The sequence below is a fragment of the Paenibacillus hamazuiensis genome (assembly GCF_023276405.1).
GTDB lineage: Bacteria > Bacillota > Bacilli > Paenibacillales > NBRC-103111 > Paenibacillus_AF > Paenibacillus_AF hamazuiensis.
In genome coordinates this window covers 4,640,123-4,664,078 of record NZ_JALRMO010000001.1, presented here as the reverse complement: position 1 = coordinate 4,664,078, position 23,956 = coordinate 4,640,123, and the positions used below count along the sequence as shown (strand labels likewise).

At 58.0% G+C, this 23,956-nt stretch carries 14 protein-coding genes; all 14 read left to right on the top strand.

What is annotated here, in order from left to right; genetic code table 11:
- Positions 1 to 481 precede the first annotated feature (481 nt).
- Positions 482 to 1,123, top strand: a complete 642-nt coding sequence (locus MYS68_RS20110) for an SGNH/GDSL hydrolase family protein (RefSeq protein ID WP_248927562.1) — start codon at positions 482 to 484, stop codon at positions 1,121 to 1,123.
- Between the two features lie 174 nt (positions 1,124 to 1,297).
- Positions 1,298 to 2,608: an alpha-L-fucosidase gene (locus tag MYS68_RS20105; RefSeq protein ID WP_248927561.1), complete on the top strand. Its 1,311-nt coding sequence runs from the start codon at positions 1,298 to 1,300 to the stop codon at positions 2,606 to 2,608.
- A gap of 25 nt (positions 2,609 to 2,633) precedes the next feature.
- Positions 2,634 to 5,345 carry a hypothetical protein gene (locus tag MYS68_RS20100; RefSeq protein WP_248927560.1) on the top strand — a complete coding sequence of 904 codons (2,712 nt, stop codon included), beginning with the start codon at positions 2,634 to 2,636 and terminating at the stop codon, positions 5,343 to 5,345.
- A gap of 53 nt (positions 5,346 to 5,398) precedes the next feature.
- Positions 5,399 to 7,861, top strand: a complete 2,463-nt coding sequence (locus MYS68_RS20095) for a glycoside hydrolase family 95 protein (RefSeq protein ID WP_248927559.1) — start codon at positions 5,399 to 5,401, stop codon at positions 7,859 to 7,861.
- Positions 7,858 to 8,835, top strand: coding sequence for a sialidase family protein (locus MYS68_RS20090; RefSeq protein WP_248927558.1), 978 nt, complete (start codon positions 7,858 to 7,860; stop codon positions 8,833 to 8,835). Before MYS68_RS20095 ends, MYS68_RS20090 begins: the two co-directional genes overlap by 4 nt.
- A 169-nt stretch (positions 8,836 to 9,004) precedes the next feature.
- Positions 9,005 to 11,128, top strand: a complete 2,124-nt coding sequence (locus MYS68_RS20085; RefSeq protein WP_248927557.1) for an MGH1-like glycoside hydrolase domain-containing protein — start codon at positions 9,005 to 9,007, stop codon at positions 11,126 to 11,128.
- 570 nt (positions 11,129 to 11,698) lie between these two features.
- Positions 11,699 to 12,763: a sialidase family protein gene (locus tag MYS68_RS20080; protein ID WP_248927556.1), complete on the top strand. Its 1,065-nt coding sequence runs from the start codon at positions 11,699 to 11,701 to the stop codon at positions 12,761 to 12,763.
- Between the two features lie 452 nt (positions 12,764 to 13,215).
- On the top strand, positions 13,216 to 14,106 hold the full coding sequence (locus MYS68_RS20075; protein ID WP_248927555.1) for an AraC family transcriptional regulator: 891 nt from the start codon (positions 13,216 to 13,218) through the stop codon (positions 14,104 to 14,106).
- A gap of 193 nt (positions 14,107 to 14,299) precedes the next feature.
- Positions 14,300 to 15,421, top strand: a complete 1,122-nt coding sequence (locus tag MYS68_RS20070) for an ABC transporter ATP-binding protein (protein ID WP_248927554.1) — start codon at positions 14,300 to 14,302, stop codon at positions 15,419 to 15,421.
- A 15-nt stretch (positions 15,422 to 15,436) separates the two neighbouring features.
- Complete coding sequence (locus MYS68_RS20065; RefSeq protein WP_248927553.1) at positions 15,437 to 18,394, top strand: extracellular solute-binding protein; 2,958 nt, start codon at positions 15,437 to 15,439, stop codon at positions 18,392 to 18,394.
- A complete protein-coding gene (locus MYS68_RS20060) occupies positions 18,381 to 19,355 on the top strand; it encodes a carbohydrate ABC transporter permease (protein WP_248927552.1) in 975 nt (324 codons plus the stop codon). The genes MYS68_RS20065 and MYS68_RS20060 overlap by 14 nt, the downstream gene beginning before the upstream one ends.
- Positions 19,356 to 20,255 carry a carbohydrate ABC transporter permease gene (locus tag MYS68_RS20055; RefSeq protein ID WP_248927551.1) on the top strand — a complete coding sequence of 300 codons (900 nt, stop codon included), beginning with the start codon at positions 19,356 to 19,358 and terminating at the stop codon, positions 20,253 to 20,255.
- A gap of 301 nt (positions 20,256 to 20,556) precedes the next feature.
- Positions 20,557 to 21,978, top strand: a complete 1,422-nt coding sequence (locus MYS68_RS20050) for a DUF5060 domain-containing protein (protein WP_248927550.1) — start codon at positions 20,557 to 20,559, stop codon at positions 21,976 to 21,978.
- Positions 21,979 to 22,478: 500 nt separating this feature from the next.
- Complete coding sequence (locus MYS68_RS20045) at positions 22,479 to 23,924, top strand: DUF5605 domain-containing protein (protein WP_248927549.1); 1,446 nt, start codon at positions 22,479 to 22,481, stop codon at positions 23,922 to 23,924.
- Positions 23,925 to 23,956: the final 32 nt, after the last annotated feature.

Below are 23,956 nucleotides of genomic sequence, written 5' to 3'. Positions count from 1 at the left end.
ATTAGTCGATCGATCCCGGTCAGTGGCCGCTTGGCGATACGATGGCGACGGGATTGCAGGTGCGTCATGAATACGGGCAGGCTAACGGTTGCAGCTGAGCTTATTTGGCGTAAAAACGTCATTTTTAAATCGTAACGGTTGTGGCTGAGCTTATTTCTCATCTTGTCTGCCTCAAAACGATGAAAGTTCACAAATAAGCACTGTGGCAACCGTTACCGTTTTGAAATCACCAATTTGGCCCCCTATAAGCTCATCTGCAACCGTTACGCTATTCGCCGCATGAGCCGCAACCGGCTGACGCACCGAGTTCCGCATGAACTTAACCGACCGCCGCACCGAGTTCCGTATGAGCCGTGGCAAACCGCTGCACCATGTACCGCATGCGCCGTAGCCGACCGACGCGCCATGCCGCGATTAAGACTTATACGATTCGTTACCGCTTGGCCGCAAAAGTAGATTCTAAAGGGGAGGAAGCGCTGCGATGCCTTTTCAAGCAAAGGATAAAATCGTGTTTATCGGCGACAGCATTACGGACAAGGGGAGAAAGAAAGACCCGCTGAAGCTGGGCAGCGGCTATGTGCGTATGCTGCACGACTATCTGACTGCGGAATATCCGCAGCTGTCGCTGAAAATCATCAACGAAGGAGTGTCCGGCAACCGCGTGACCGATCTGCAGAAGCGGTGGACCCTGGACGTGCTGGACCATAAGCCGCAGTGGATTTCGATCTCGATCGGCATCAACGACGTGTGGCGGCAGCTCGATTCTCCGGACATCGAGCAGGTGTATCCGGACCGCTACGAGGCGGTGTACCGCAGCCTGCTGGAGCAGGCGAAGGAGCTGCCCGGCTGCCGCTTGATCCTGATGGAGCCGACGGTTATCAAGGAATATCCCGACTCGACGGGAAACCGGCTGCTTCAGCCGTATGTGGAGGCGGTGCGGCGCCTGGCGGAGCAGTTTGACGCCGTGCTCGTGCCGACGCACCGGGCATTCCTCGACTTCATCCGCTGCGACACCGGACAGGACCTGACGACCGACGGCGTTCATATGAACACGCTCGGCGACACGCTGATGGCGACGACGTGGGTCAAGGCGGTCATGGGGGCTTTGCCGCAAAATAAATAGCGCATTTCCAGGCTGCACGCCGTCCCGGTATAGGTGCAGCCTTTCTTTTTGCCCGGATGAGAGCGCTTCAGGTGAGAGGTGTCGGCCTATAAATTGGACGAATTCGGCCTATAAACGGCGGAGGCGATTCCTGTAAACTGTTACCGAACCTGAGTATGCCAAGGGGGAGAGCTTATGACATTTGAAACTTACGATGTTGCCGAAACGGCGGGAAACAGCGGGTGGTTTACGCACGACCGCTTCGGTTTGTTCATTCATTGGGGATTGTATTCGCTCGGCGCGCGACACGAATGGCTGCAGTCGCGGGAGAAAATGTCCGCGGCGCAGTACGGTAAATATTTCAAACGGTTCGACCCGGATTTGTACGATCCGCAGCTGTGGGCCCAGCTCGCTGCGGATGCGGGGATGAAATATTTCGTGGTGACGACGAAGCATCATGAAGGTTTTTGCCTGTGGGACAGCAAGCTTACGGATTATAAAGCGCCGAATACGCCGGCCGGCCGGGACGTGCTCAGGCCGATGGTCGATGCGTTCCGCGAGCGCGGAATGAAGACCGGCTTTTATTATTCGCTGATCGATTGGCATCATCCGCATTATACGGTCGACCCGAAGCACCCGCTGCGGCTGGACCCGCAGTTCATCGAAGATAGCGCGCGCCGGGACTTCACGCAGTACCGCAATTACCTGTTCGGGCAGACGAAGGAGCTTTTGACGGAGTTTGGCCAGGTCGATTTGCTGTTTTACGATTTTTCGTTTCCGGGGGAAAACGGGCTTGCGGGGAAAGGCAAAGACGACTGGGGCAGCGAGGAGCTGGTGAAGCTGGTGCGCTCCTTGCAGCCGGGCATTTTGCTGAACGACCGGCTGCAGGTCGGGGGCGACATCACAACCCCCGAGCAGTATATCCCGACCGATTGGGTCAAGGTAAACGGCAGACGGGTCGTCTGGGAAACGTGCCATACGTTCAGCGGCTCGTGGGGCTACCACCGCGAGGAGGAAACGTGGAAAAGCGTGGACGTGCTCGTCAAAATGCTGATCGACGTCGTGAGCAAGGGCGGCAATTTGCTGCTGAACGTCGGCCCGACCGGCCGCGGCGAATTCGACGAGCGCGCCGTGGACCGGCTCCGAGGCATCGGCGAATGGATGAAGCGGCACAGCCGTTCGATCTACGGCTGCACGCAGGCGCCGGAGGCGTTCGAATGCCCGCCGGACTGCCGGCTGACCTACAATCCGGAGAAAAACCGGATGTATTTGCACGTGTACAGCTGGCCGTTCAAAAACATCCACCTGCGCGGGTTCGCGGGCAAGGTGGAGTACGCTCAGCTGCTGAACGACGCGTCGGAAATCCGTTTCAAGGAAGGCTTCGTGCCGAGCGGCATGGAGGAAGGAGCGTTCCGCGAAGGCCGGGACGAACACACATTGACGCTGTCGCTGCCGGTCAAAAAGCCGAACGTGGCGGTGCCGGTGATCGAACTCTTTTTGAAGTAATGACGAATGGAGGACATCGCTTATCATGAACGCCGTCACTGTCGGATATGACCGTCATCCCGCGCCGCGGGTGGCACACGGAATTGGGCTGCTAATTCGGGCTCTGCAGGACTGCGGCTACAGCGTGCTGGAGGAGGAAGCGGCCTGGACATGGGACAGCTACCGTCTCTCGCCTGGGGATAAAATTTACGTCGGCAGCCGTCTCGAATCGGACCTGCTGCGGCAGCTCGAGGAGCGCGACGTCTTGTTATACCATACGGAAGCCCCGGAAAAAGAAGGCTTCTACATCGCCTCGTGCCCGGGCGGGCTGACCGCCGTCAGCGGCGGGAGCGACTCGGGCGCGCTGTACGGCTGCCTCGAGCTGGCACAGCGCATCCGCGCCGTCGGGCGGCTGCCGGACGACATCGCGTACGGCGATGCGCCGCGTTTTTCGCTGCGGGGGCCGGCGATCGGCCTGCAAAAAACCACGGTGGAGCCGCCGCGGCAGACGTACGAATACCCGATCACGCCGCAGCGGTTTCCATGGTTTTACGACCGCGCGCTGTGGCTGGATTTTCTCGATTTTTTGCTGGAGCAGCGCTGCAACATCGTCTATTTATGGAGCGGGCACCCGTTTTCGTCATTGGTGAAGCTGCCCGATTATCCGGAGGCGCTGGAAGTCACGGAAAAAGAGTTCGCGCTGAACGTCGATACGTTCCGCTGGCTGGCGGAGGAGGCGGACCGGCGGGGCATTTGGCTGGTGCTGAAATTTTACAACATTCATATCCCGCTGCCATTTGCCGAGAAGCACGGCTTAAAGCTGCATCAGCCGAAACCTTTGCCTCTTACCAGCGACTACTATAAGAAATCGATCGCCGCTTTTGTCCGGTCGTTCCCGAACGTCGGGCTGATGGTCTGCTTGGGCGAAGCGCTGCAGGGGCAAATTTACGGCGTCGAATGGTTCAACGAAACGATTCTCGCCGGGCTGCTGGAAGGTCTGAAAGATGCGAACGTGAAGGAAAAGCCGCCGATCATCCTGCGCTCGCACGCCATCGAGCCGCAAAAGGTGATCGAAGCCGCGCTCCCGCTGTATCCGAATTTGTATACGGAAGCCAAATATAACGGCGAGTCGCTGACGACGTATACGCCGCGCGGCAAATGGCAGGACATCCACCGGCGACTCGGCTCGCTGCAGACGGTGCATATCGTCAACGTGCACATTCTCGCCAACCTGGAGCCTTTCCGCTTCGGGGCGCCGTCGTTTATTCAAAAATGCATGCAGGCGGCCAAATACCGGCTGAAGGCGAGCGGGCTCCATCTGTACCCGCTGTTTTTCTGGGATTGGCCGTATTCGCCCGATGCGGCCGAGCCGCGGCTCAGGCAGCTCGACCGCGATTGGATCTGGTTCGCCGCGTGGTTCCGCTACGCGTGGAATCCGGACCGCGATCCGGAAGCGGAGCGGCATTACTGGGCTTGCGTTTTGGCCGGCAGGTACGGCAGCCTCGAGGCGGGGGAAGCGATACTGGACGCCTACGAGGCGTCCGGACAATGCGCGCCCAAGCTGCTGCGGCGGTTCGGCATCACCGAGGGCAACCGGCAGACAATGAGCCTCGGGATGACGATGAGCCAGCTGACGAACCCGGAAAGGCATATGCCGTGGCCGGATTTGTGGGAGTCCCAGTCGCCGCAGGGCGAGCGGTTGGAGGAATATGCGGTCCGCCAGCTGAAGGGCGAGCCGCATGTCGGGGAAACGCCGCCGGAGATTATCGCGGAGGCGAAGCGGCATGCGGAGGAGGCCGTGCAGGCGATCGAACGGGCGCGCGGGCACGTCACCCGGGGCAAGGAAGAATTCACCCGGCTGCTCGGCGACGTACAGGCGATCCATCATATGGTCCGGATGTACGGCCATAAGGTGCGGGCGGCGCTGCTCGTGTTGACCTACAAGCATACCGTGCGGGGGGATTATTTCCAGCGGCTCGATTTGCTCGAGGAAGCCTCAGTCCAGCTGGAAAAAAGCCTGGTTTGGTACCGCGAGCTGACCGCCTTGACGAAAAAAACGTATTTGTACGCGAACAGCATGCAGACTCCGCAGCGGAAGGTGCCGATTCGCGGCGGCCTTGAATACCGGCATTGGGCCGCTTGCCTGCCGGTGTACGAGAAGGAGCTCGCCTGCTTCAAGGCGCGGCTTGGAGAGCTGCGCTCCGGCGTGCTGCCGGAAGCGCTGCAAAACGCCGCGCAGCCGATCGCGGCGTACCGCGAGGCGCCGTTCACGCTGCGTACACCGGGCGTGGAACCGTTCCGCGTGGAGAAGGGAGCGCGCGTGTTTACGGACGGCGACATCCACATCGTCGGATGCGCCGAGGAGCTGAGCGGACTGACGGGCATCCGTTTCGGCCAAATGCAGGCGGGCTTAAGCGGAATCGCCGTCGATATCGAGCTGCTGCAGCCGTCCAAGGTGCTGATCGGCTATTTCAATTCGAAAGACGATCAGTGGCTGCAGGCGCCGAGCCTGGAAGAAAACACGCATGCCGACGACATGGGCGGCTACGAGCCGATTTTGCGGAAAGGGCTGCGCTTATACGCCTACCCTTCGGTTAACGTTCATGCGCTGCAGTTCGGGGCAGGGCGGCATACGCTCGATTTCGGCAAGGGTGCATATCTGATTTTGGGCGTCATTCCGGCCGATCAGGAAACCCGTCCGCGAAACGTCGAGCACAAAAACGACGGCATCGATACGCTCGATTGGCTGTATGAGTAACCCCCGCGGTGACAGGCTTAAACGATTTGGCACGCGGGAGCGAGGAGGAAGTTATGCCCGGTAAACGGCTTGTTTTATGGTACGATAAGCCGGCGGCGGACTGGTTCGGGGCGCTGCCCGTCGGCAACGGGCGTTTCGGCGGCATGGTGTACGGCGGCCCCGCCCGCGAGCGCATTTCACTGAACGAAGACACGCTGTGGTCGGGCGAGCCGCGCGATACGGTCCGCTATGACGCGCAGCACCATCTGGATTCCGTACGCAGGATGATTTTTGCCGGCCAATATGCGGAGGCGGAGGAGACCGTCGAGAAGTACATGCAGGGACCGGAGATCGAATCGTATATGCCGCTCGGCGATTTGGAGCTCGTCTTCGATGAAGGTGAGGAAGGCGGAGGCATCTCCGACTATCGCCGGGAACTCGACCTCGAGCAGGGAATCGTGCGCGTGCAATACAGGAAAGACGGCGTGTTGTACACCCGCGAGCTGTTCGTTTCGGCCGCCGACCAGGTGATGGCGATCCGCTTGCGCTGCGAGCGGAAAACCGGCTTTACCGCCGTTTTACACAGTCCGCTGCAATATTCCGTGCGCAAAACAGCGGAAGGCGGCATCTCGCTTTCCGGGCGCAGCCCGATTCATGTGGAGCCGAATACGGTTAAGTCCACCGATCCCGTTCAATATGCGGAAGGCAGGGGGATCGGCTTTGAGGTCCGCCTGCTTGTCAAGGCGGAGAAGGGCAGGGCGGAAGCGAGCGGCGGCCGGATTCGCGTCAGCGGCGGGAGCGGCGAGATCACGCTGCTGCTGGCCGCGGCGACAAGCTTCGCCGGCTTCGGCAGCGATCCGGCCGCCGGCCCGAGTCCGTCCGTGCTGTGCGAAGCCCGGCTGCGCGAGGCCGAAAGGCTCGGCTACGACAGCCTGAAGGAGCGGCATGTCCGCGAGTATACGGCGCTGTTCGGCCGCGTTGCTCTCGAGTTGGGCGGCGGCGGCTCCGGGGGTGACGACCTGAGCGGCATGCCCACCGACGCCCGCATCGAAGCGGTGAAAAACGGCGGCAGCGATCCCGATCTTGCCGCGCTGTTTTTCCAATACGGCAGGTATTTGCTGCTGTCCAGCTCCCGCCCGGGGACGCAGCCGGCCAACCTGCAGGGCATATGGAACGACAAAACGCAGCCGCCGTGGTGCGGCAGCTGGACGACGAACATCAACCTGGAAATGAATTATTGGCCGGCGGAAGTAGGCCACCTTGCGGAATGCCATCAGCCGCTTTTCGATCTGATCGAGGATTTGCGGATCACCGGGCGTCGCGTGGCCGGCGTCCACTACCGCTGCCGCGGCTGGACCGCACACCACAACATCGACTTGTGGCGGACCGCAACGCCGGTGGGCGGATCGCCGAGCTGGGCGTTTTGGCCGATGGCCGGTGCATGGCTAAGCTTGCATTTGTGGGAGCATTACGCGTTCGGCCAGGACGAGGCGTTTCTCGCCCGGGCTTACCCGGCGATGAAAGAAGCGGCGCTGTTTTGCCTCGATTGGCTCGTCGAGGGGCCGGACGGCCATCTCGTCACCTGCCCGTCGACTTCGCCGGAAAACTTCTTTATCGCTGCAGATGGGAAGAGAAGCAGCGTAACGGCCGGATCGACGATGGATTTGGCGCTGATCCAAGCGTTGTTTGCCCGGTGCATCGAGGCCGGGACCATTTTGAACCGGGACTCCGCGTTTCGCGCTCAGTTGGAGCATGCGCTCACGCGGATGCCGCCGTTTCGGATCGGAAAATACGGGCAGCTGCAGGAGTGGAACGACGATTTCGACGAGTGGGAGCCGGGACACCGCCATACCGCTCATCTGGTTGCGCTCCATCCGCTGGACCTGATCGCGCCATACGGCCAGCCGGAGCTGGCGGAAGCGTGCAGGGCGGCGCTCGAACGCCGGCTCGCCCATGGCGGGGCGCATACGGGATGGAGCTGCGCGTGGATGGTGAGCCTGTGGGCCCGGCTCGGCGAGTCGGAGAAAGCGGCGCATTTTTTGCATGAGCTTCTCGCCGGCCTGCACCCGAACATGATGAACGCCCACCGGCACCCGAAGGTGAAAATGAACATTTTCCAAATCGACGGCAATTTCGCCGGTGCCGCGGGCATCGCGGAAATGCTGCTGCAAAGCCACGCCGGTCTGATTCGCCTGCTTCCGGCCTTGCCCGCGGAGTGGAGCGAGGGCAGCGTCCGCGGTCTCCGGGCGCGCGGAGGCTTCGAGGTCGATATCGATTGGCAGGGCGGGCGGCTGACGCGAGCCATGATCAAATCGGTCGCCGGCAGGACGTGCCGGCTATGGGTCAACGGTCCGGTTCAGGTCAGCCGGGCCGGGCGAAGCGTCGATACGCAGCACGTGGAACCGAACGTAATTTCATTTCCAACCGATGCGGGGTGCCGCTACGAAGTAGTGCCCGGCTCTTCCCGGAATCATCGTCCGTTACGATCGGGGCGGGCCGAGGCGATGACCTCATCCGAAGGAGTCGATGCCTTTTGAAATACATAGGATTCAAGGAGTTTATTTTCGAGGAAGACCGCCCGTTCCGCAGCTGCCATGCCTCGACCCTGGAGCTGCTGCCCGGCGGCGAAGTGATCGCCGCCTGGTTCGGCGGAACGAAGGAAGGCGACGGGGATGTCGCGATATGGATGTCGCGCAGGAGCAAGCGGGGCGGCTGGACGCCTCCTGTCAAGGTCGCCGACAAGGAGGGGGTGCCCCATTGGAACCCCGTCCTTTTCCGAAGAGGGGACGGCGTTCTTTTTCTTTATTATAAAATCGGCGAACGCATTGCGGATTGGGTCACGATGGTGTGCCGTTCGGCCGACAACGGCGTTACGTGGAGCGAGCCGGTTCCGCTAGTGGCGGGCGATACGGGGGGCAGAGGCCCGGTCAAAAACAAGCCGATCGTGCTTCATGACGGGACGATCGCCGCACCCGCGTCACTCGAGCCCGCCTGGGATGCGTTCGTCGACCAGTCGCTTGACGGCGGCGAAACGTGGGTGCGCAGCGAAACGGTGCCGCTGGACCACAGCGTTTTGAAGGGAAAGGGCATCATTCAGCCGACCTTGTGGGAATCGGCCCCTGGTATCGTCCATATGCTGACGCGCAGCACGGAGGGGGCGATCTATCGCAGCGATTCGGCGGACGGTGGGAAAACGTGGTGTCCGGCATATCCGACCGAACTGCCGAACAACAACAGCGGAATCGATCTGGCGAAGCTGGATAACGGCACGCTGGCGCTCGTCTACAATCCGACCCGTCCCGACCCCGGCAAAACGAAAGGGCCAAGATCGCCGCTGGTGCTGCGGCTTTCCCGGGACAACGGCGCGACGTGGGATAACGAACTTATGCTCGATCACGGCGAAAGCCAGTACTCTTATCCGGCCATCGTCGCGAGCGGAAATGACCTATATTTGACCTACACTTGGAAGCGGGAGAGAATCGCCTTTTCCAAAATCACCATTTCGTGGTAGGGGGCGAAACGTGCAGTAAAGGCGCGATTGCCCTATACAATGAGCAAATCACACCATCCCAAACAAAGCGGAGTATTTTATACTATTCATATAGAGGTAATATAATACACCAATATCAAGATTTGGGATGGGGGGATTTTAGCTGAAAGGCACCGAATGGGAAGAAGATTTGCGTGCCGGAAAAAAGGCGCTTCGCACGCTGCCCGGAGCGCTTCTGCTCGGATCGACCGGCGCTCGGCTTTGGGCCGATTACCTGGAGGCGAAGCCCGGATTTTCAGGCAGGTTCGACTTTATTCATAAAGTCAACATTCCTCTTTTATTCGCAGTCGCGAACAATTTGACGGACAGCTGCGAGCCTTGCCGGACGGAATGGCTTCCGAGCCATCTTCATATGGAGTATACGAATCACCTGATTTCGTTCTCGGAACGGAAGTTTATTTCCTGGAACGACTGCGCCGTTTCGTGCCAGACCTGGACCAACCGCAGCGGCGAGGATCTTGTTTTGAAGCTTGAAACGTACGGCGACGCGTTTGCGAAGCGTCAAGGAAGTTATTTGCACGGCTTGTTTCATATCGAGCATTACAGTTTCGATATTGCCTGCGCCATTGCGGTCAGCGATCCGGATTTGTACGGGGAGGTGCGGCTGAAGCCCGGTGAATCGAAGCAGCTTGTGATCGCCGCAGCGCTTGGCATTGCCGGTAAAGACGATTTCGCTCTGCTGCAGAGGCGGGCCGCCGCGTTTGCCGAATCCGGCCTTACCGCCGACCAGGTCATGGAGCGTCAGCGCGGCGAATACGCGGAGTGGTTCGAAAAGGCGCCGCGGTTTGAAAGCAGCGACCCGCTTTTGGACAAAACGTGGAAATACCGGTGGTTTCTGCTCAGGCACAACCTCGCCGATCCGCAGTACGGGAATTTGCCGTATCCGTTGTTTTACGAGGGAAGATCCCACAAGAAAAGCAAGAGGCCGTTCGACAAAGGGGGATGGGAGTTCAGCAAGCTGATCAACCTGTCCGTGCCGCTGCACATCATGGATGCCCGGTGGTATCACGACCCGGTATATTGTGAAGGGGCATTGCGCAACATGAAGGAGCGCCCGGGCGAAGACGGTATGTTCTGCTGCCTGACGGTGGACACGGTGATGCATTCGTTCGCGAATTTCGGCTGCTGGGCGGCTTACCAGCTTTATCTGGTGCACCGCAATACCGCTTTGGCAGCGGAAATGCTGCCGGCCATGAAGGCGAACGTCGCGGCATGGAGCCGCGCTTACGGCAACGAACGCGACCTGCTGCTCATCGAGCCGAAGCATACGCGAACGGGCAAGGAATATCAGCCGAGCTACTGGTATTTCCACGGTTACCCGAAAAATCCGAAGGACAAGACGACGTATACGCATTTGAAAAGGGTCGACCGCGCCGTCTACCATTATCTCAACACGCTTGGGATTGCGAAGCTGTGCGAGGCAGTAGGCGACCCCGAAATGGAAGCGTTTACCCGGCAGGCGGAAAGCATCAAACGGGATATTCTCGGCAAAATGTGGGACGAGGAGACCGCGTTCTTCTACGATTTGCATTTTGAAACCGACGAGAAGGCGTTTGTTAAAAATATCGTCGGCATTTACCCCGGCTGGGCGCAGATGATCGATGAACGGTTCGACGGGATGATCGAGCATCTTTTTAACGAGCAGGAATTTCATACGAAATGTCCGTTTCCGTCGGTTTCCGCCGACTGCCCCGCTTACTCGAGCGAAGGCGGCTGGATGGGGCATTTCGTCAAAGGCCGCAACGGCTGCGTCTGGGACGGGCCGACCTGGCCTTACACGAATTCGATCGCGCTGGATGCGCTCGCCCGGGAAAGCAAGCGAAGAGGCCATCGGTTCGACAATCGGTTCGCCTATTATTTGCGCGAGTATTCGTTCCTGCATTTCATGCAGCGGGATTTGAGCCAGCCCGGTCTGGTCGAGCATTACAACAGCGCGACGGGCGAGCCGCTGAGCGACGAGCAGGAATACAACCATTCGTATTATATCGACCTGGTCGTGTCGCACGTGGCCGGCTTGTCCGTCGAACAGAACCGGCTCGTCCTCGATCCGCTTGATATCGGGCTCGATTATTTTTGCCTCGACCGCATCCGTGCCTGCGGCAAGGAGCTTCGCATCACGTATCGCAGCCCCCGGGCGGCCGAGGCCCGTCCGGATCTGGAGCCGGGCTACCGGCTGTACGTGAACGGCCGGCTCGCTTACGCCGCGGATCGGCTTCGCCGCACGGAGCTTCGCTGGGCGGAGCTTGAGCGGTAGCGGAGCGATCTTGAATTAAGGGCCGTTAGCTATAGGGGGCACCCGCCCATTTCACTCTAACGGACCTCAGTGCCGCTTATGCTTGCCATATGCCCGAATCGCGAATGTAACGGACACCAGCGCCGCTATTAGGCGAAAAAATCGTCTGTTTACGTGTTTTTGCGGTCAATAGCGTCTCCTGTGTCCGTTAGATTTTCAAAGCACTCTATTTTCTTCAATTAGAGGCCGCTGAGTCCGTTAGCGCAGTGGTCGTCATGTGATCGGAAGCACGCCCCGCGACACGGAGCGGGCATGTTTCACCAAGGTTTTCCAAAACTACCCAAACAAAAAAAGTTTGGGTGAGATCTTCAAGAACTTCGGTGAAACGAGCGAAGTGGACGGAGTCGTGCTGGAGAAGCGCAAGCGGTCGCCTTTGTGAACGGATTTCAACCGCTGAAAGCGGCCTAAATGATAGAAATCCGTGAACAAGAGCGATCGGAAGCACGATCAGGAAGCACGATCCGAGACACGCAGCGACATATGTTTCACCAACAATTTTTAAAACGCGAACCCAAAAAAGGAGCGACGAACATGGACCGATTTAACGGAATCGTCTCCCGCCCGGAGGCGGATCCGGACCGCCGGGAAGCCTATCTCCCCGTTCCGGGCCCGAGCGACAACCATGCGGCCAACCTGCTCGAGCTGGACAACGGCGATTTGCTGTGCGTCTGGTTTTCGGGAAGCGGCGAGGGCAATCCCGATACGAACATCGTGATGTCGCGGCTGCCGGCCGGGGCGGACCGCTGGAGCGCACCGCAGCAGCTGTCCGGTAACCCCGAGCGGTCGGAGCAAAATCCGGTGCTGTTTCAGGCGCCGGACGGCAAGCTGTGGCTGCTGCATACGTCCAACGAACCTCACGACCAGAAAACGTCGAGGGTTGTCTGCCGCATTTCCGAAGATCGGGGAGCTGCATGGGGCGAAACCACGGTGCTGCACGAGGGACCGGGGATCTTTTTGAGACAGCCTTTGCTCGTGCTGGCAAACGGGGATTGGCTGCTCCCGGCCTACTACTGCAAGCTGGGCGGACATTACAGCGTCGTGCTGATCAGCACGGACCAAGGCAAGACGTGGAGCGAATACGAAGTGGCGGACAGCGTGCACCGGGTGCAGATGAGCGTGGTGGCGTTGCAGGATGGAACGCTTTATGCGGTGTTCCGCAGCCGTCAGGCGGAGCGGATTTATACGAGCGTTTCCCGGGACAACGGCAGAACGTGGACGGCTCCCGCGAGGAGCGAGCTGCCGAACAACAACTCCTCCATCCAGCTAACGAGGCTGCAAAACGGCCATCTCGCGCTGATTTACAACAACTCCTCCATGGAACGCGATCAGTTCCGCTGGGTGCAGAGCAAGGGCGAGTTCCGCAGAAAACCGCTGCGCACGCCGCTGACGTTGGCCATTTCCGAGGATGAAGGAAAAACGTGGCCGTATTACCGGAACGTGCAGACGGCCGATCTGGAGTACAAGGAGTCCGAAATCGGCTACTCGTACCCTGCTATCGTGCAAAGCCGCGACGGAAAAATTCATATCGCTTTTTCGTATTTGCGCAAGTGCATCAAATATGTGTGCCTGGAAGAGGAATGGGTGAAGCAAGTTTGAGCTGATAGCGGTCCGCAGCCATAAATAGGGGGCGTGGGCACTTCCCGTGTTATGTTGACGGGTTAACGCACGCAATGGAAAACGTGATCTTATCCGAAACGGAAGCGACGCCGAACTGACTGCTTCATAAATTAGAGGAACCGACGTTCGCTATATGAGGTGAATAAGTACATCCGAAAAAAATAGAGGAACTGGGATTCGCTAAATCGTGGAAATTGGTATGCAGATCGTCAAAAATACGTAAATAACGAACCACAGTTCCTTTATTTTTCGCGGCACCTCCCAAATGACCATTTTAGCGCACTGCAGTTCCTCTATGAACCCGGCGACCGGCGACCGGCGGCGGCAAGCGGGGCAGGCGGGGCAAGCCATCCGGCCACATCGGCTTCCGCATCACCGCTCCGCTTGAAACACGCCATGTCAAATGACAAATCATGCACTGGGGTGATAGCATGAATGGGAGAATTGGACATTTAAGCGGCGAGCAGTTTTTTGACGAGAACATGGACATCTTCGTAAACCGGGAATTGGAATCGTTTACAACCCCGCAGCATACCCACGATTTCGTGGAAATCAGCTTTGTCGGGGAAGGAAGCGGTTATCATTACATAGAAGACCAGGTCATTCCCATCAAGCAGGGCGACCTGTTTGTGATTCCGATCGGGGCGTCGCATGTGTACCGGCCGTCCTCTCCGAAGCAGGATAAAATGCTCGTGATCTATAACTGCATTTTCCGCGTCGAATTTCTCGAGAAATGGAAGCATCTTTTGCAGAGGGATTCCTACACTTACGACATCATATATCAGCCCCATCAATGCCCGGCGCGTTGGCTCCATTTTCAAGACAAGCACGATACGTTTTCGACGATCATTCAAAGCATGTACCGGGAATATCTGAAGCGGAGCATCGGCTTCGAGACCTATATGACGGTGCTGCTCATCCAAATGCTGGTCACGATGCAGCGCTTCGAGCTGAAGCACGAAAATGAACCGGCTTCCTTCAGCAGGCTGGAGGAGGTCATTCATTACATCAAATGCAACTATACGCAAAACATATCGGTGCAGGACGTAGCCGACTACTTTTTCTTAAGCGCCAGCCATTTCCAACGGTTGTTCAAAAAATCGACCGGCGTCACATTTACCCAATACCTGCAAAACGTGCGGATACAAAAATGCTGCGAGCTGCTCAAATCGACCGACATTCCGATTTACCAAATAGCCAACCAGGTCGGGTATTTGGATATGAAATTTTTCCATGCGCTGTTCCGCAAAAAGACAGGGGTCACCCCCCGCCAATACAGGCAAAACTTCCAGGAATTCGAGGATAAAGAGATATCGCTTTAGAAGCGGATGAGGCTGCCAACAAGGAATAGCCTCTTTTTTGTGTTTTGGGGGACATCTGAAAGCATGATTCCCCTATAGAGTAAGTTATCATCACCTATAATCGCAAAAATGGATGGAGGTATAATGAGTACAATATTGAAACCGTTCTCACATTTTCACCACACCACTCTCCAAAAATGACGGGAGGTGCCGCATGGGGCGCATTCTTTTGAATCACGTGGAAAAACGATACGGAAAAGAACGGGGCTACGCCGTTAAAGATTTTCATTTGGAAATAAAAGACGGGGAATTTCTCGTCATGGTCGGTCCTTCCGGCTGCGGCAAATCGACGACGCTGCGGATGATCGCGGGCCTTGAGGAAATTTCGTCGGGAGAGCTGTATATCGGCGACCGTTTGGTCAACGATTTGCCGCCCAAGGACCGGGACATCGCGATGGTGTTCCAAAATTATGCGCTTTATCCGAACATGAGTGTATATGAAAATATCGCTTTCGGCCTTCGCTTGCGCAAAATGCCCAAACATGAAATCGACCTTTCCGTGAAAAAATCGTCGAGAACGCTGGAAATCGAGCCGTATCTCGGCCGCAAGCCGAGGCAGCTTTCCGGCGGCCAGCGCCAGCGCGTGGCGCTCGGCCGGGCGATCGTCCGCAATCCGCAGGTGTTTCTGATGGACGAACCGCTGTCCAACCTCGATGCGAAGCTGAGAGTCCAGATGAGGACGGAAATCATCAAGCTTCACAAGCAGCTCGGCGTGACGATGGTATACGTGACGCACGATCAGGTGGAAGCGATGACGATGGGACACCGCATCGTGGTCATGAAGGATGGAGTGATCCAGCAGGTCGATACGCCGCAGATGATTTATGCCAATCCGAAAAACATGTTCGTCGCCGGATTTATCGGGACCCCTCCGATCAATTTTGTCGAAGGCCAGGTTTTGGAAAGCTCGGACGGTTTGCTGGAATTTCATACAAACCGGTATTATTTGAAAATTCCCCAGGCGCAATCGAACATGTTAAGGGAAAAAAAGAAGCTGAACCGGACTGTCGTCATGGGGATACGGTGCGAAAATATTTTGCTCGACCCGGCGGCCCGCGAATCGCATCCCGGTGCGCAAATCGCCGGGGTTCAGAAGATCAACGAGCTGATGGGAGCCGATATGTATGTGTACCTCGATATCGGAGCGCCGGATCTGCTCATTGCGCGGACTCATGCAGGACACGACTTTTTGGAAAACGAGAGGATTACGCTGACGCTTAATATGCAGAAGGCGCTGTTTTTCGATAAAGAGACGACGGAAAATTTATCGTACTAAAGATACGGCGGAGGGATGGAGTTGAAGGCAATGCTACAATTTCGGGTTTGGACGTTGGCCGCGCTGTCGCTTGTCCTCGCGCTCGGTCCGGCCGTTCCCGGACTGGCGGAGGGCGGCGGTTCACCGGGAAGCGCCGTAACGGCCGCCGGCCGCGACGACGCGAATCGTTCCCAATCCGAAGTTTATTATGCGGAGGTGCTTGACCGGTGGAAGCGTGAAGGCGCCACGGCGGAACACTCCGGTCTGATCACGATACCCGGAGCGGGAACGGCGGGGAAGTCGCCGGACGCCCATGTATCCGTTCGGGATTACAACGGGAAAAACGGCGTGCTCGTCTGGAACGCTGCGGCCGACGAATGGATCGAATATGAAATCGACGTCAAGCAGGGCGGTTTGTACGCCATCGAGGTGTCGTATCACCCCTTTGTCGATGCGAAGCACCGCAAGCCGGTTTCCTGGAACGTCGCGCTGGACGGCTCCAATCCTTACCCGGAGGCGAAATCGATCCAGCTGTACCGGCATTGGAAGGACCGGCTGCCCGCACGGACGGACGATAGCGGCGATCAAATCCGGCCTATGGCGGAGGACGTCTCCGGCTGGCTGACCGCCCCGTTCCGGGATTTGGCGGGCAGCTATGAGGATCCGCTGCTTTTCCATTTAACCCCGGGCAAGCACAAAATCCGTTTCTCGGGCAGCGATCCGGTGGCGATCGAGTCGATCACGTTCAAGGCGCCGGAGGCGACGGAGGATTACAAAGCGGCGCGAAGCAGGATGCCGGCGAATGCTGCGCCCGTTAAGGCGGATCCGATCGTCATCGAAGCGGAGGCGGCGCAGTGGAAAAACGATTCCTCCATCCCGCTCGCCTACGATAACGATATCGCCTCCGTGCCTTACGTGCGGGGGAAAATTACGTACAACACGATCGACGGCCAGCGGTGGTCGACCGGCAACCAGGAGGTCAGCTGGAGCTTCGACGTGCCGGAGAGCGGCTATTACAAAATCGCGCTGCGCGCACAGCAGTCGTTTATGTCCAACCGTTCGTCGTTCAGGACGATTATGATCAACGGGAAGGTGCCGTTTTCCGAGCTGAAAGCGTTTCGATTTTTGTACTCGACCGGCTGGAAGGGTATCGTTCTTGGCGACGACAAGGGACAGCCATATGAATTTTATTTGTCCAAAGGAACAAATACGATTTCCATGCGCGTGACGCAGGCCCCGCTGAAACCGGCGATGGTCGAGCTGGAAAAGCATATCGCGGGACTGAAGCAGCTGGCCGCCGATATTAAAGCGCTGACCGGAGGGGTGGATGACCGCAACCGGACGTGGGACATCGACAAAGATTTGCCGGGGTTCACCGATCAACTGCGCGGGGTCAGGCAAGGGCTTGACGATATTCGCGCGCGGCTGGAAACGATCAACGGGCGCCCGGACGCGATTTCGCAAGGGCTTGTTACGGTCGTGGAAGAAATCGATACGCTGCTGGCCGACAAGGACGAAATTCCTTACGAAGGGAGCCGGCTCGTATCGCTGCAAGGAAAAGTGGGAGATTTGATCCAGCAGTTGAACAGTCAGCCGCTTCAGCTCGATCGTCTGTACGTCGTCCCGGTTCAGCAGGATTTTCCGAAAATGGAAGCGTCGTTCATACAAAAGCTGGAGGGTATGGTCGTTAATTTTCTGTACTCCTTCAAGCCGAAGGAAAAATTGAGCAATGTTCAGGACGACGTGCTGAACGTATGGGTTTTGCGCGGCAGGGATTACGTCAATTTGCTGCAGGATATGGCCAACGAGATGTTCACGCCGCAAACCGGGATCAAGGTCAAGGTGAACCTGCTGCCCGATGCGAGTTTGCTCGTGCTGATGAATGCGGCGGGCATCGCGCCCGACGTCACGCTCGGCCTCTCGCAGGATACGCCGTTCGAGTATGCGGTCCGAAACGGCATGTACGATTTGAAGCAGTTCGAGGACTTCGATACCGTGTTTAAACAGTATGCCCCGGGCTCGTGGACCCCGTTTTATTATAACGGAGGGTATTACGGCATGCCGGAGACGCAAACGTTCCAAATGCTGTTTTACCGCAAAGATATTTTGCAAAGCCGCGGGTTAAAGGTGCCGGATACGTGGGACGATCTGTACAAAATGCTGCCGGTGCTGCAGCAAAACGGCATGAACATCACGCCGGTCGGACATATCCCGTTTTTCTTCCAAAACGGCGCCGATTATTTCGAGCCGGACGGTTCGAAAACGGCGATCGGATCGGAAAAAGGGTTCGAGTCGTTCAAAATATGGACCGACCTGTACAACAAATATGCGGTGGACCGCACCGTTTCGAGCTTTTACCAGCATTTCCGCGACGGAACGATGCCGCTTGGCATTGCAGACCTCGGCATGTATATCCAGCTTGCGGTTGCCGCACCCGAGCTGAACGGATGGTGGGGCGTCGCCCCGATCCCCGGCATGAAGCAGGCTGACGGGACCGTTGCCCGCTGGATGGGCGGCGGCATGCAGGCTTCGGCGATTTTCAAGCAGACGAAGAAGCCGAAGGAAGCGTGGGAGTTTCTGAAATGGTGGTCGTCGGCGGAAGTGCAGGAGCGGTACGGGACCGATCTGGAAACGCTGAACGGCGTCAGCTTCCGTTGGAATACGTCCAACATCGACGCATTCGTGCGGCTTCCGTGGAAGGAAGACGATTTGAAAGCGATTATGGAGCAGTGGAGATGGTTCCGGGAAATTCCGAACGTGCCCGGCAGCTACTTCATGGAGCGCGAGCTGCAAAACGCGTGGAACCGCACCGTCGTCGACGGGATCAACTACCGGACCTCGCTGGAAACCGCGATCGTCGACATCGACCGGGAAATTCAACGGAAGATGCAGGAGTTTAATTTTATCGACGCAAACGGCAAGGTCATACGGTCGCTGAACCTGCCGAGCATCGACAAGCCGTGGGAAGGAGCGGATAAGTATGTTAAAAAGTGAGCCTTTGGTGCTGCAGAAGCCGCATTCTTCCGCGAACCGTCTGAGGAATAAGGCGGCTGCGGCGCTGCAAACCATATGGTCGTTCCGGGCCTCTTACATCTTCATCGCGCCGTTTATGGTCTGCTTTATCATCTTTATTATGGTTCCGGTCATCGCCGCGTTTGCGCTTAGCTTTATGTATTACAACTCGCTCGAGCCGCCGCGGTTCGTCGGGTGGGCCAATTTCCGCTACATGCTGTCGCAGGATTTGATCCTGATCAAGTACGCATTGCCGAATACGTTCAAATTTGCGGTCATCGTCGGTCCGGGCGGATACATCGCCTCGTTTTTGCTGGCGTGGCTGATCTCGATTTTGCCCGGCGTTTACCGCAAATGGTTTACGCTGGCGATGTACACCCCGTCCCTTGCTGGCGGGGTGACGATGGGCATCATCTGGATTCCGCTTTTGTCCGGCGACCGGATCGGGTATTTGAACAGCTTCCTGCTGAAGGCCGGCCTCATTAACGAGCCCGTGCTGTGGGTGACGAGCAAGGAATATTTGATGACCTCGATGATTGTCGTCACGCTTTGGTCGAGCATGGGCATCGGCTTTCTGGCGATGCTTGCCGGCATTTTGAACGTCAATCCGGAGCTGTACGAGGCCGCCAAGCTGGACGGCATCCGCAGCAGGCTGGAGGAAATCTGGTACATCACGATCCCTTCCACCAAGCCGCAAATGCTGTTCGGCGCCGTCATGGCGATCGTCGGGGCATTCAAGGCCGGAGGCATCGGGCAGCAGCTGTCCGGGATGAACCCGACGCCGCAGTATGCGGGGCACGTGATCGTCACCCATATTGACGACTACGGCTTCATCCGCTTCGAGCTCGGTTATGCGACGGCGCTCTCCGTATTTTTGCTGGTGCTGATTTATATGGCGAACAAGCTTTGCTGGAGGCTGTTCGGCACGAAGGAGGACGAATAGATGCAGGTCGCGGGGAAGCTGCAGAAGCTTTTTATATGGAAAAAGCGGTCCAAACTGCGCAGCTTGAGTCCGATGGAGAAGTTTTCGGCGATTGTTCTCGTGCTGCTCAGCATTTTTATGCTGCTGCCGCTCGTGTACATATTTAACCATGCATTTAAGCCGTATCAGGAGCTGTTTATTTATCCGCCGAACATTTTTGTCAGAGACCCATCCTTTCAAAATTTCGTGGAGCTGCTGTCCATTACCAAAGGAACGGCGACGCCGATCACGCGGTACATCTTCAACAGCGTGATCGTCGCGATCCTTTGCGTTATCATCGTCACGGTGGTCAGCGCGATGTGCGCTTACCCGATCTCCAAGCACAAGTTTCCCGGGCATAAGCTCGTGTTCGGCTCGATTTTGCTGACGCTGCTGTTCGCTCCCGAAACCGTGGCGATTCCGCGTTATTTGGTCGTCAGCAACCTGGGCATTATGAACACGTATTTGGGACACGTATTGCCGATGGTGGCCGTGCCGACGGGCGTATTTCTGATGAAGCAGTTCATCGACCAGCTTCCGAACGAGCTGATCGATTCGGCGAAAATGGACGGCGCGCGGGAGCATACGATTTTTCTGCGAATCGTCGTTCCGGTCATCATGCCGGCGGTCGCGACGATCGGCATCATCGCGTTCCATGCGGCGTGGGGCAATACGGAGACGTCGACTTTGTTCATGCAGGACGAGGAGATGAAGACTTTTCCGTTCTACATCCACACGCTGACGAGCGGCATGGCCAACAACGTGGCGAGGCAGGGGGCCGCCGCAGCGGCGGCGCTGCTGATGTTTCTGCCGAACCTGATCATCTTCCTGCTGTTCCAGAGCAAGGTGATCGCGACGATGGCGCATTCGGGGATCAAGTGAAGATAAAAGTCCGGCGATGCTCCGCTGCGTGCCCCGGATCGCGCCTTTGAGCGAACCTGTTCACGGATTTTTTGATTTCAGCGGTGAGCTTGTCGAAAAACCTTAAAAATCGGATGAATCCATTTGTCAGGGCGGGGATTCCCCTCCCCCTTATCAAGGGTTCATCTTCAAATCGTTTTTTTGGGGTAGCTTTATTGCTATTCAGCGGTTGAAATCCGTTCTCAAAGGCGATCGCTTCTCCGGTACGATTCCGGCCACTTCGCCGGTTTCACCGGACTTTTTAGAAAGGGGGGAAGAGGCAGTGCAAACCCGGCGTGAAGTCGAGAAATGGGACATATTTGAGCTTGTCCTGCAGGGCCCGTCCGAGGGCAATCCGTTCCGCGATGTCCGGCTGTCCGCACAGTTTCAGTACAAGAACCGGATCGTCAAGCCGGACGGCTTCTACGACGGAAACGGCACGTACCGCATCCGCTTTATGCCGGACCGGGCGGGAGTGTGGCGGTACGTGACCCGCAGCAGCAAGCCCGGGCTGGACGGTCATGCCGGCGAATTCGTCTGCGTGGAGCCGTCCCCCGGCAACCGCGGTCCCGTGCGGGTCAAGGACCGATATTTGTTCGCCTATGAGGACGGTACGCCGTTTATGCCGTTCGGCACGACCTGCTACCACTGGACGCATCACGGCGACGAGCGGATGGAGGCGCTGACCCTGCAAACGCTGAAGGAGTCCCCGTTCAACAAGGTGCGGATGTGCCTGCTGCCGACCCGGGATATGCAGCCTCCGGCTTTCGCTTTTGCCGGAACGTGCCCCGGGGATGCGGATACGACGCGATTCAACCCCGCTTTTTTTGCCCATTTGGAGAAAAGGATCGGGGATTTGCGGCAGCTCGGCATCGAGGCGGATCTGATCTTGTTCCACCCGTACGACAAAGGTCATTGGGGCTTCGACGGTATGGACGAGGAAACGGACCGGTTTTACTTGCGTTACGTCATCGCCAGATTGGCCGCCTTCCGGAACGTTTGGTGGTCGTTGTCGAACGAATACGATTTTAACAAAAACAAAACGGTGGCGGACTGGGACCGGCTCCTTCAGTACGTCCAGCGGTGCGACCCGTACCAGCATCTCCGTTCGATCCATAACGGGACGAAGATGTACAAAACGTCCACCTTGTACGATTATACGAAACCGTGGTTGACGCATCAGAGCATCCAGCATTGGGACGCGGAGCTGACGACGGAATGGAGGGAGCAAGCGGCCAAACCGGTCGTGATCGACGAAATCTCCTATGAGGGAAACAGCTCGAGACGGTGGGGCAACATCTCCGGGGAGGAATTCGTCCACCGCTGCTGGGAAGGGATGTCGCGGGGCGGCTTCGTCTCGCACGGAGAATCGTTCATCGACCGGGAGACGAGGGCCTGGATCTCCGCTGGCGGAGTATTGTACGGGGAGAGCCCGAAGCGGATCGCCTTTTTGCGGAGCATCATGGAGGCAGGCCCGGCGGATTGGATCGAAGCCGCGGAGAAAGGCGCATACCGGCTGCTGTACTTCGGACGGCGCCAGCCGGTTTACCGGCACGTGGAGCTTCCGGAAGATGCGGTCTACCGGGCGGATATCATCGACGCGTGGGAGATGACGGTGACGCCGTTGGACGGCACGTTTACGGGCCGGGTCAAGATCGGGCTGCCGGGCAAGCCCTACATCGCCCTGCGATTGGTGAGGGTATAGGCCGCCCGTGAAGGAGGCCGAGAGCGTGAAAAACCGCCTTTCGGCCTCGAGAAAGCGGCGGGTACAGGCCTGAGAGCGCGAAAAACCCGCTCTCAGGGCATTTCGCCCGCCAAACGGGGTGCCGAAGGAGGCCGAGAGCGTGAAAAACCGCCTTTCAGCCTCGAGAAAGCGGCGGGCACAGGCCTGAGAGCGTGAAAAACCCGCTCTCAGGGCATTTCACCCGCCAGACGAGTGGCCGAGGGGGGCTGAGAGCGTGAAAAACCGCCTTTCAGCCCCGATAAAGCGGCGGGCACAGGCCTGAGAGCGTGAAAAACCCGCTCTCGGGGCGATAAGCCCGCCAAACGGGGGGTTGAAGGGGGCTGAGAGCGTGAAAAACCGCCTTTCAGCCTCGAGAAAGCGGCGGGTACGGGCCTGAGAGCGCGAAAAACCAGCTCTCAGGGCATTTCGCCCGGCCAAACGGGGGGCCAGAGGAGCCCGAGACCGAAATTTCATCGAAGGAGGTGATCCCACTGATCGCAAGCAAGGAGACGGAGCGCTGGGGCGTGTTCGAGCTGGTGCTGGACGGACCTACCGAAGGCAATCCGTTTACGGACGTGCGGCTGAGCGCCCGCTTTAGGCAGGGACTGCTCGAGGCGGAGGCGGAAGGCTTTTACGACGGCGGCGGAATATACCGCATCCGCTTTATGCCTTCGAGCACAGGCGCGTGGACATATGAGACGTCGAGCAGCTGTCCCGGCATGGACGGGATCGCCGGCGAGTTCGTATGCACGGCGGCTCTGCCGGGAAACCGCGGCCCCGTCCGGGTGAAGGATAACGTCCATTTTCAGCACGCGGACGGGACGAAGTTTATCCCGGTGGGCACGGCGTGCCGCTCATGGCATTTGCAGAGCGGCGAGCGGCAGCAGCGGACGCTGGATACGCTGCGGCGGTCGCCGTTCAATCGGGTGAGCATGTGCGTGCTGCCGCACCGAAGCGCATTCGGCGACTGCGAGCCGGAGATTTACCCGTTTGCGGGTACGCCGGAGCGGGGGTTCGATTTTTCCCGCCCGAATCCCGGCTATTTTGCCCGGCTCGAGCAGAAGGTGCGCGATTTGGCCAAAATGAACATCGAAGCGGATCTTGTTTTGTTCCATCCGCATGACGAAGAGCGGTGGGGCTTTGACCGGATGTCTGCGGACGACGACGAGCGGTACGTGCGGTATGTCGTCGCACGGCTCGGCGCTTACCGCAATGTCTGGTGGACGCTGGCGGAAGACAGCGGGGCGATGCCGCACAAAACGGAAGAGATGTGGCGCCGGCTTTTTCTGACGGTTGAGGAATGCGACTGCGGCCGGCATCTGCGTTCGATTCAGGGCGGTCCGGCCGGATACGATTTCGGAGCTCCTTGGGTGACACATGTCAGCCTGCGGCATGACGACGTGCGGGCGGTGTCCGACTGCACGAGACATTTCGGCAAGCCGGCGATCCTTGGCGACTGCGGCTGCGAAGGCAACCTGGACGCCAAGGAATACAGCTTGACTCCCGAGGATATGCTTTTCCGCCTCTGGGAAGGCCATGTTCGCGGTGGTTATGCGACCCACGGGGAAACGTACGACGGCGAAGCGCTTTGGTCGCTGCACGGCGGGCGGCTTTACGGAAAAAGTGCGGAGCGGATCAGATTCATGCGCCGCATTCTGGAGGAAGCGCCGGACGAGGCCGTTTACGGCGGCGAACGGCTCGATGCCGCCATGCTGGAGGTAAGCGGGGAGTACTATTTGCAATATTTCGGCCCGCACCGGTTTTCGTTCAGGGAATTCGCTTTGCCGGAAGGAAGTTATGAAGTCGATGTGATCGATACGTGGAACATGACGGTTGCTTCGCTCGAAGGGAAGTTCACGGGAAGGTTCCGGGTCGATTTGCCTGCAAAGCCGTATTACGCTTTAAGAATCAGGAAAGTGAACGAATGAAAGCCTTTCGCTCAAGATGAAGTAGCAGGGAG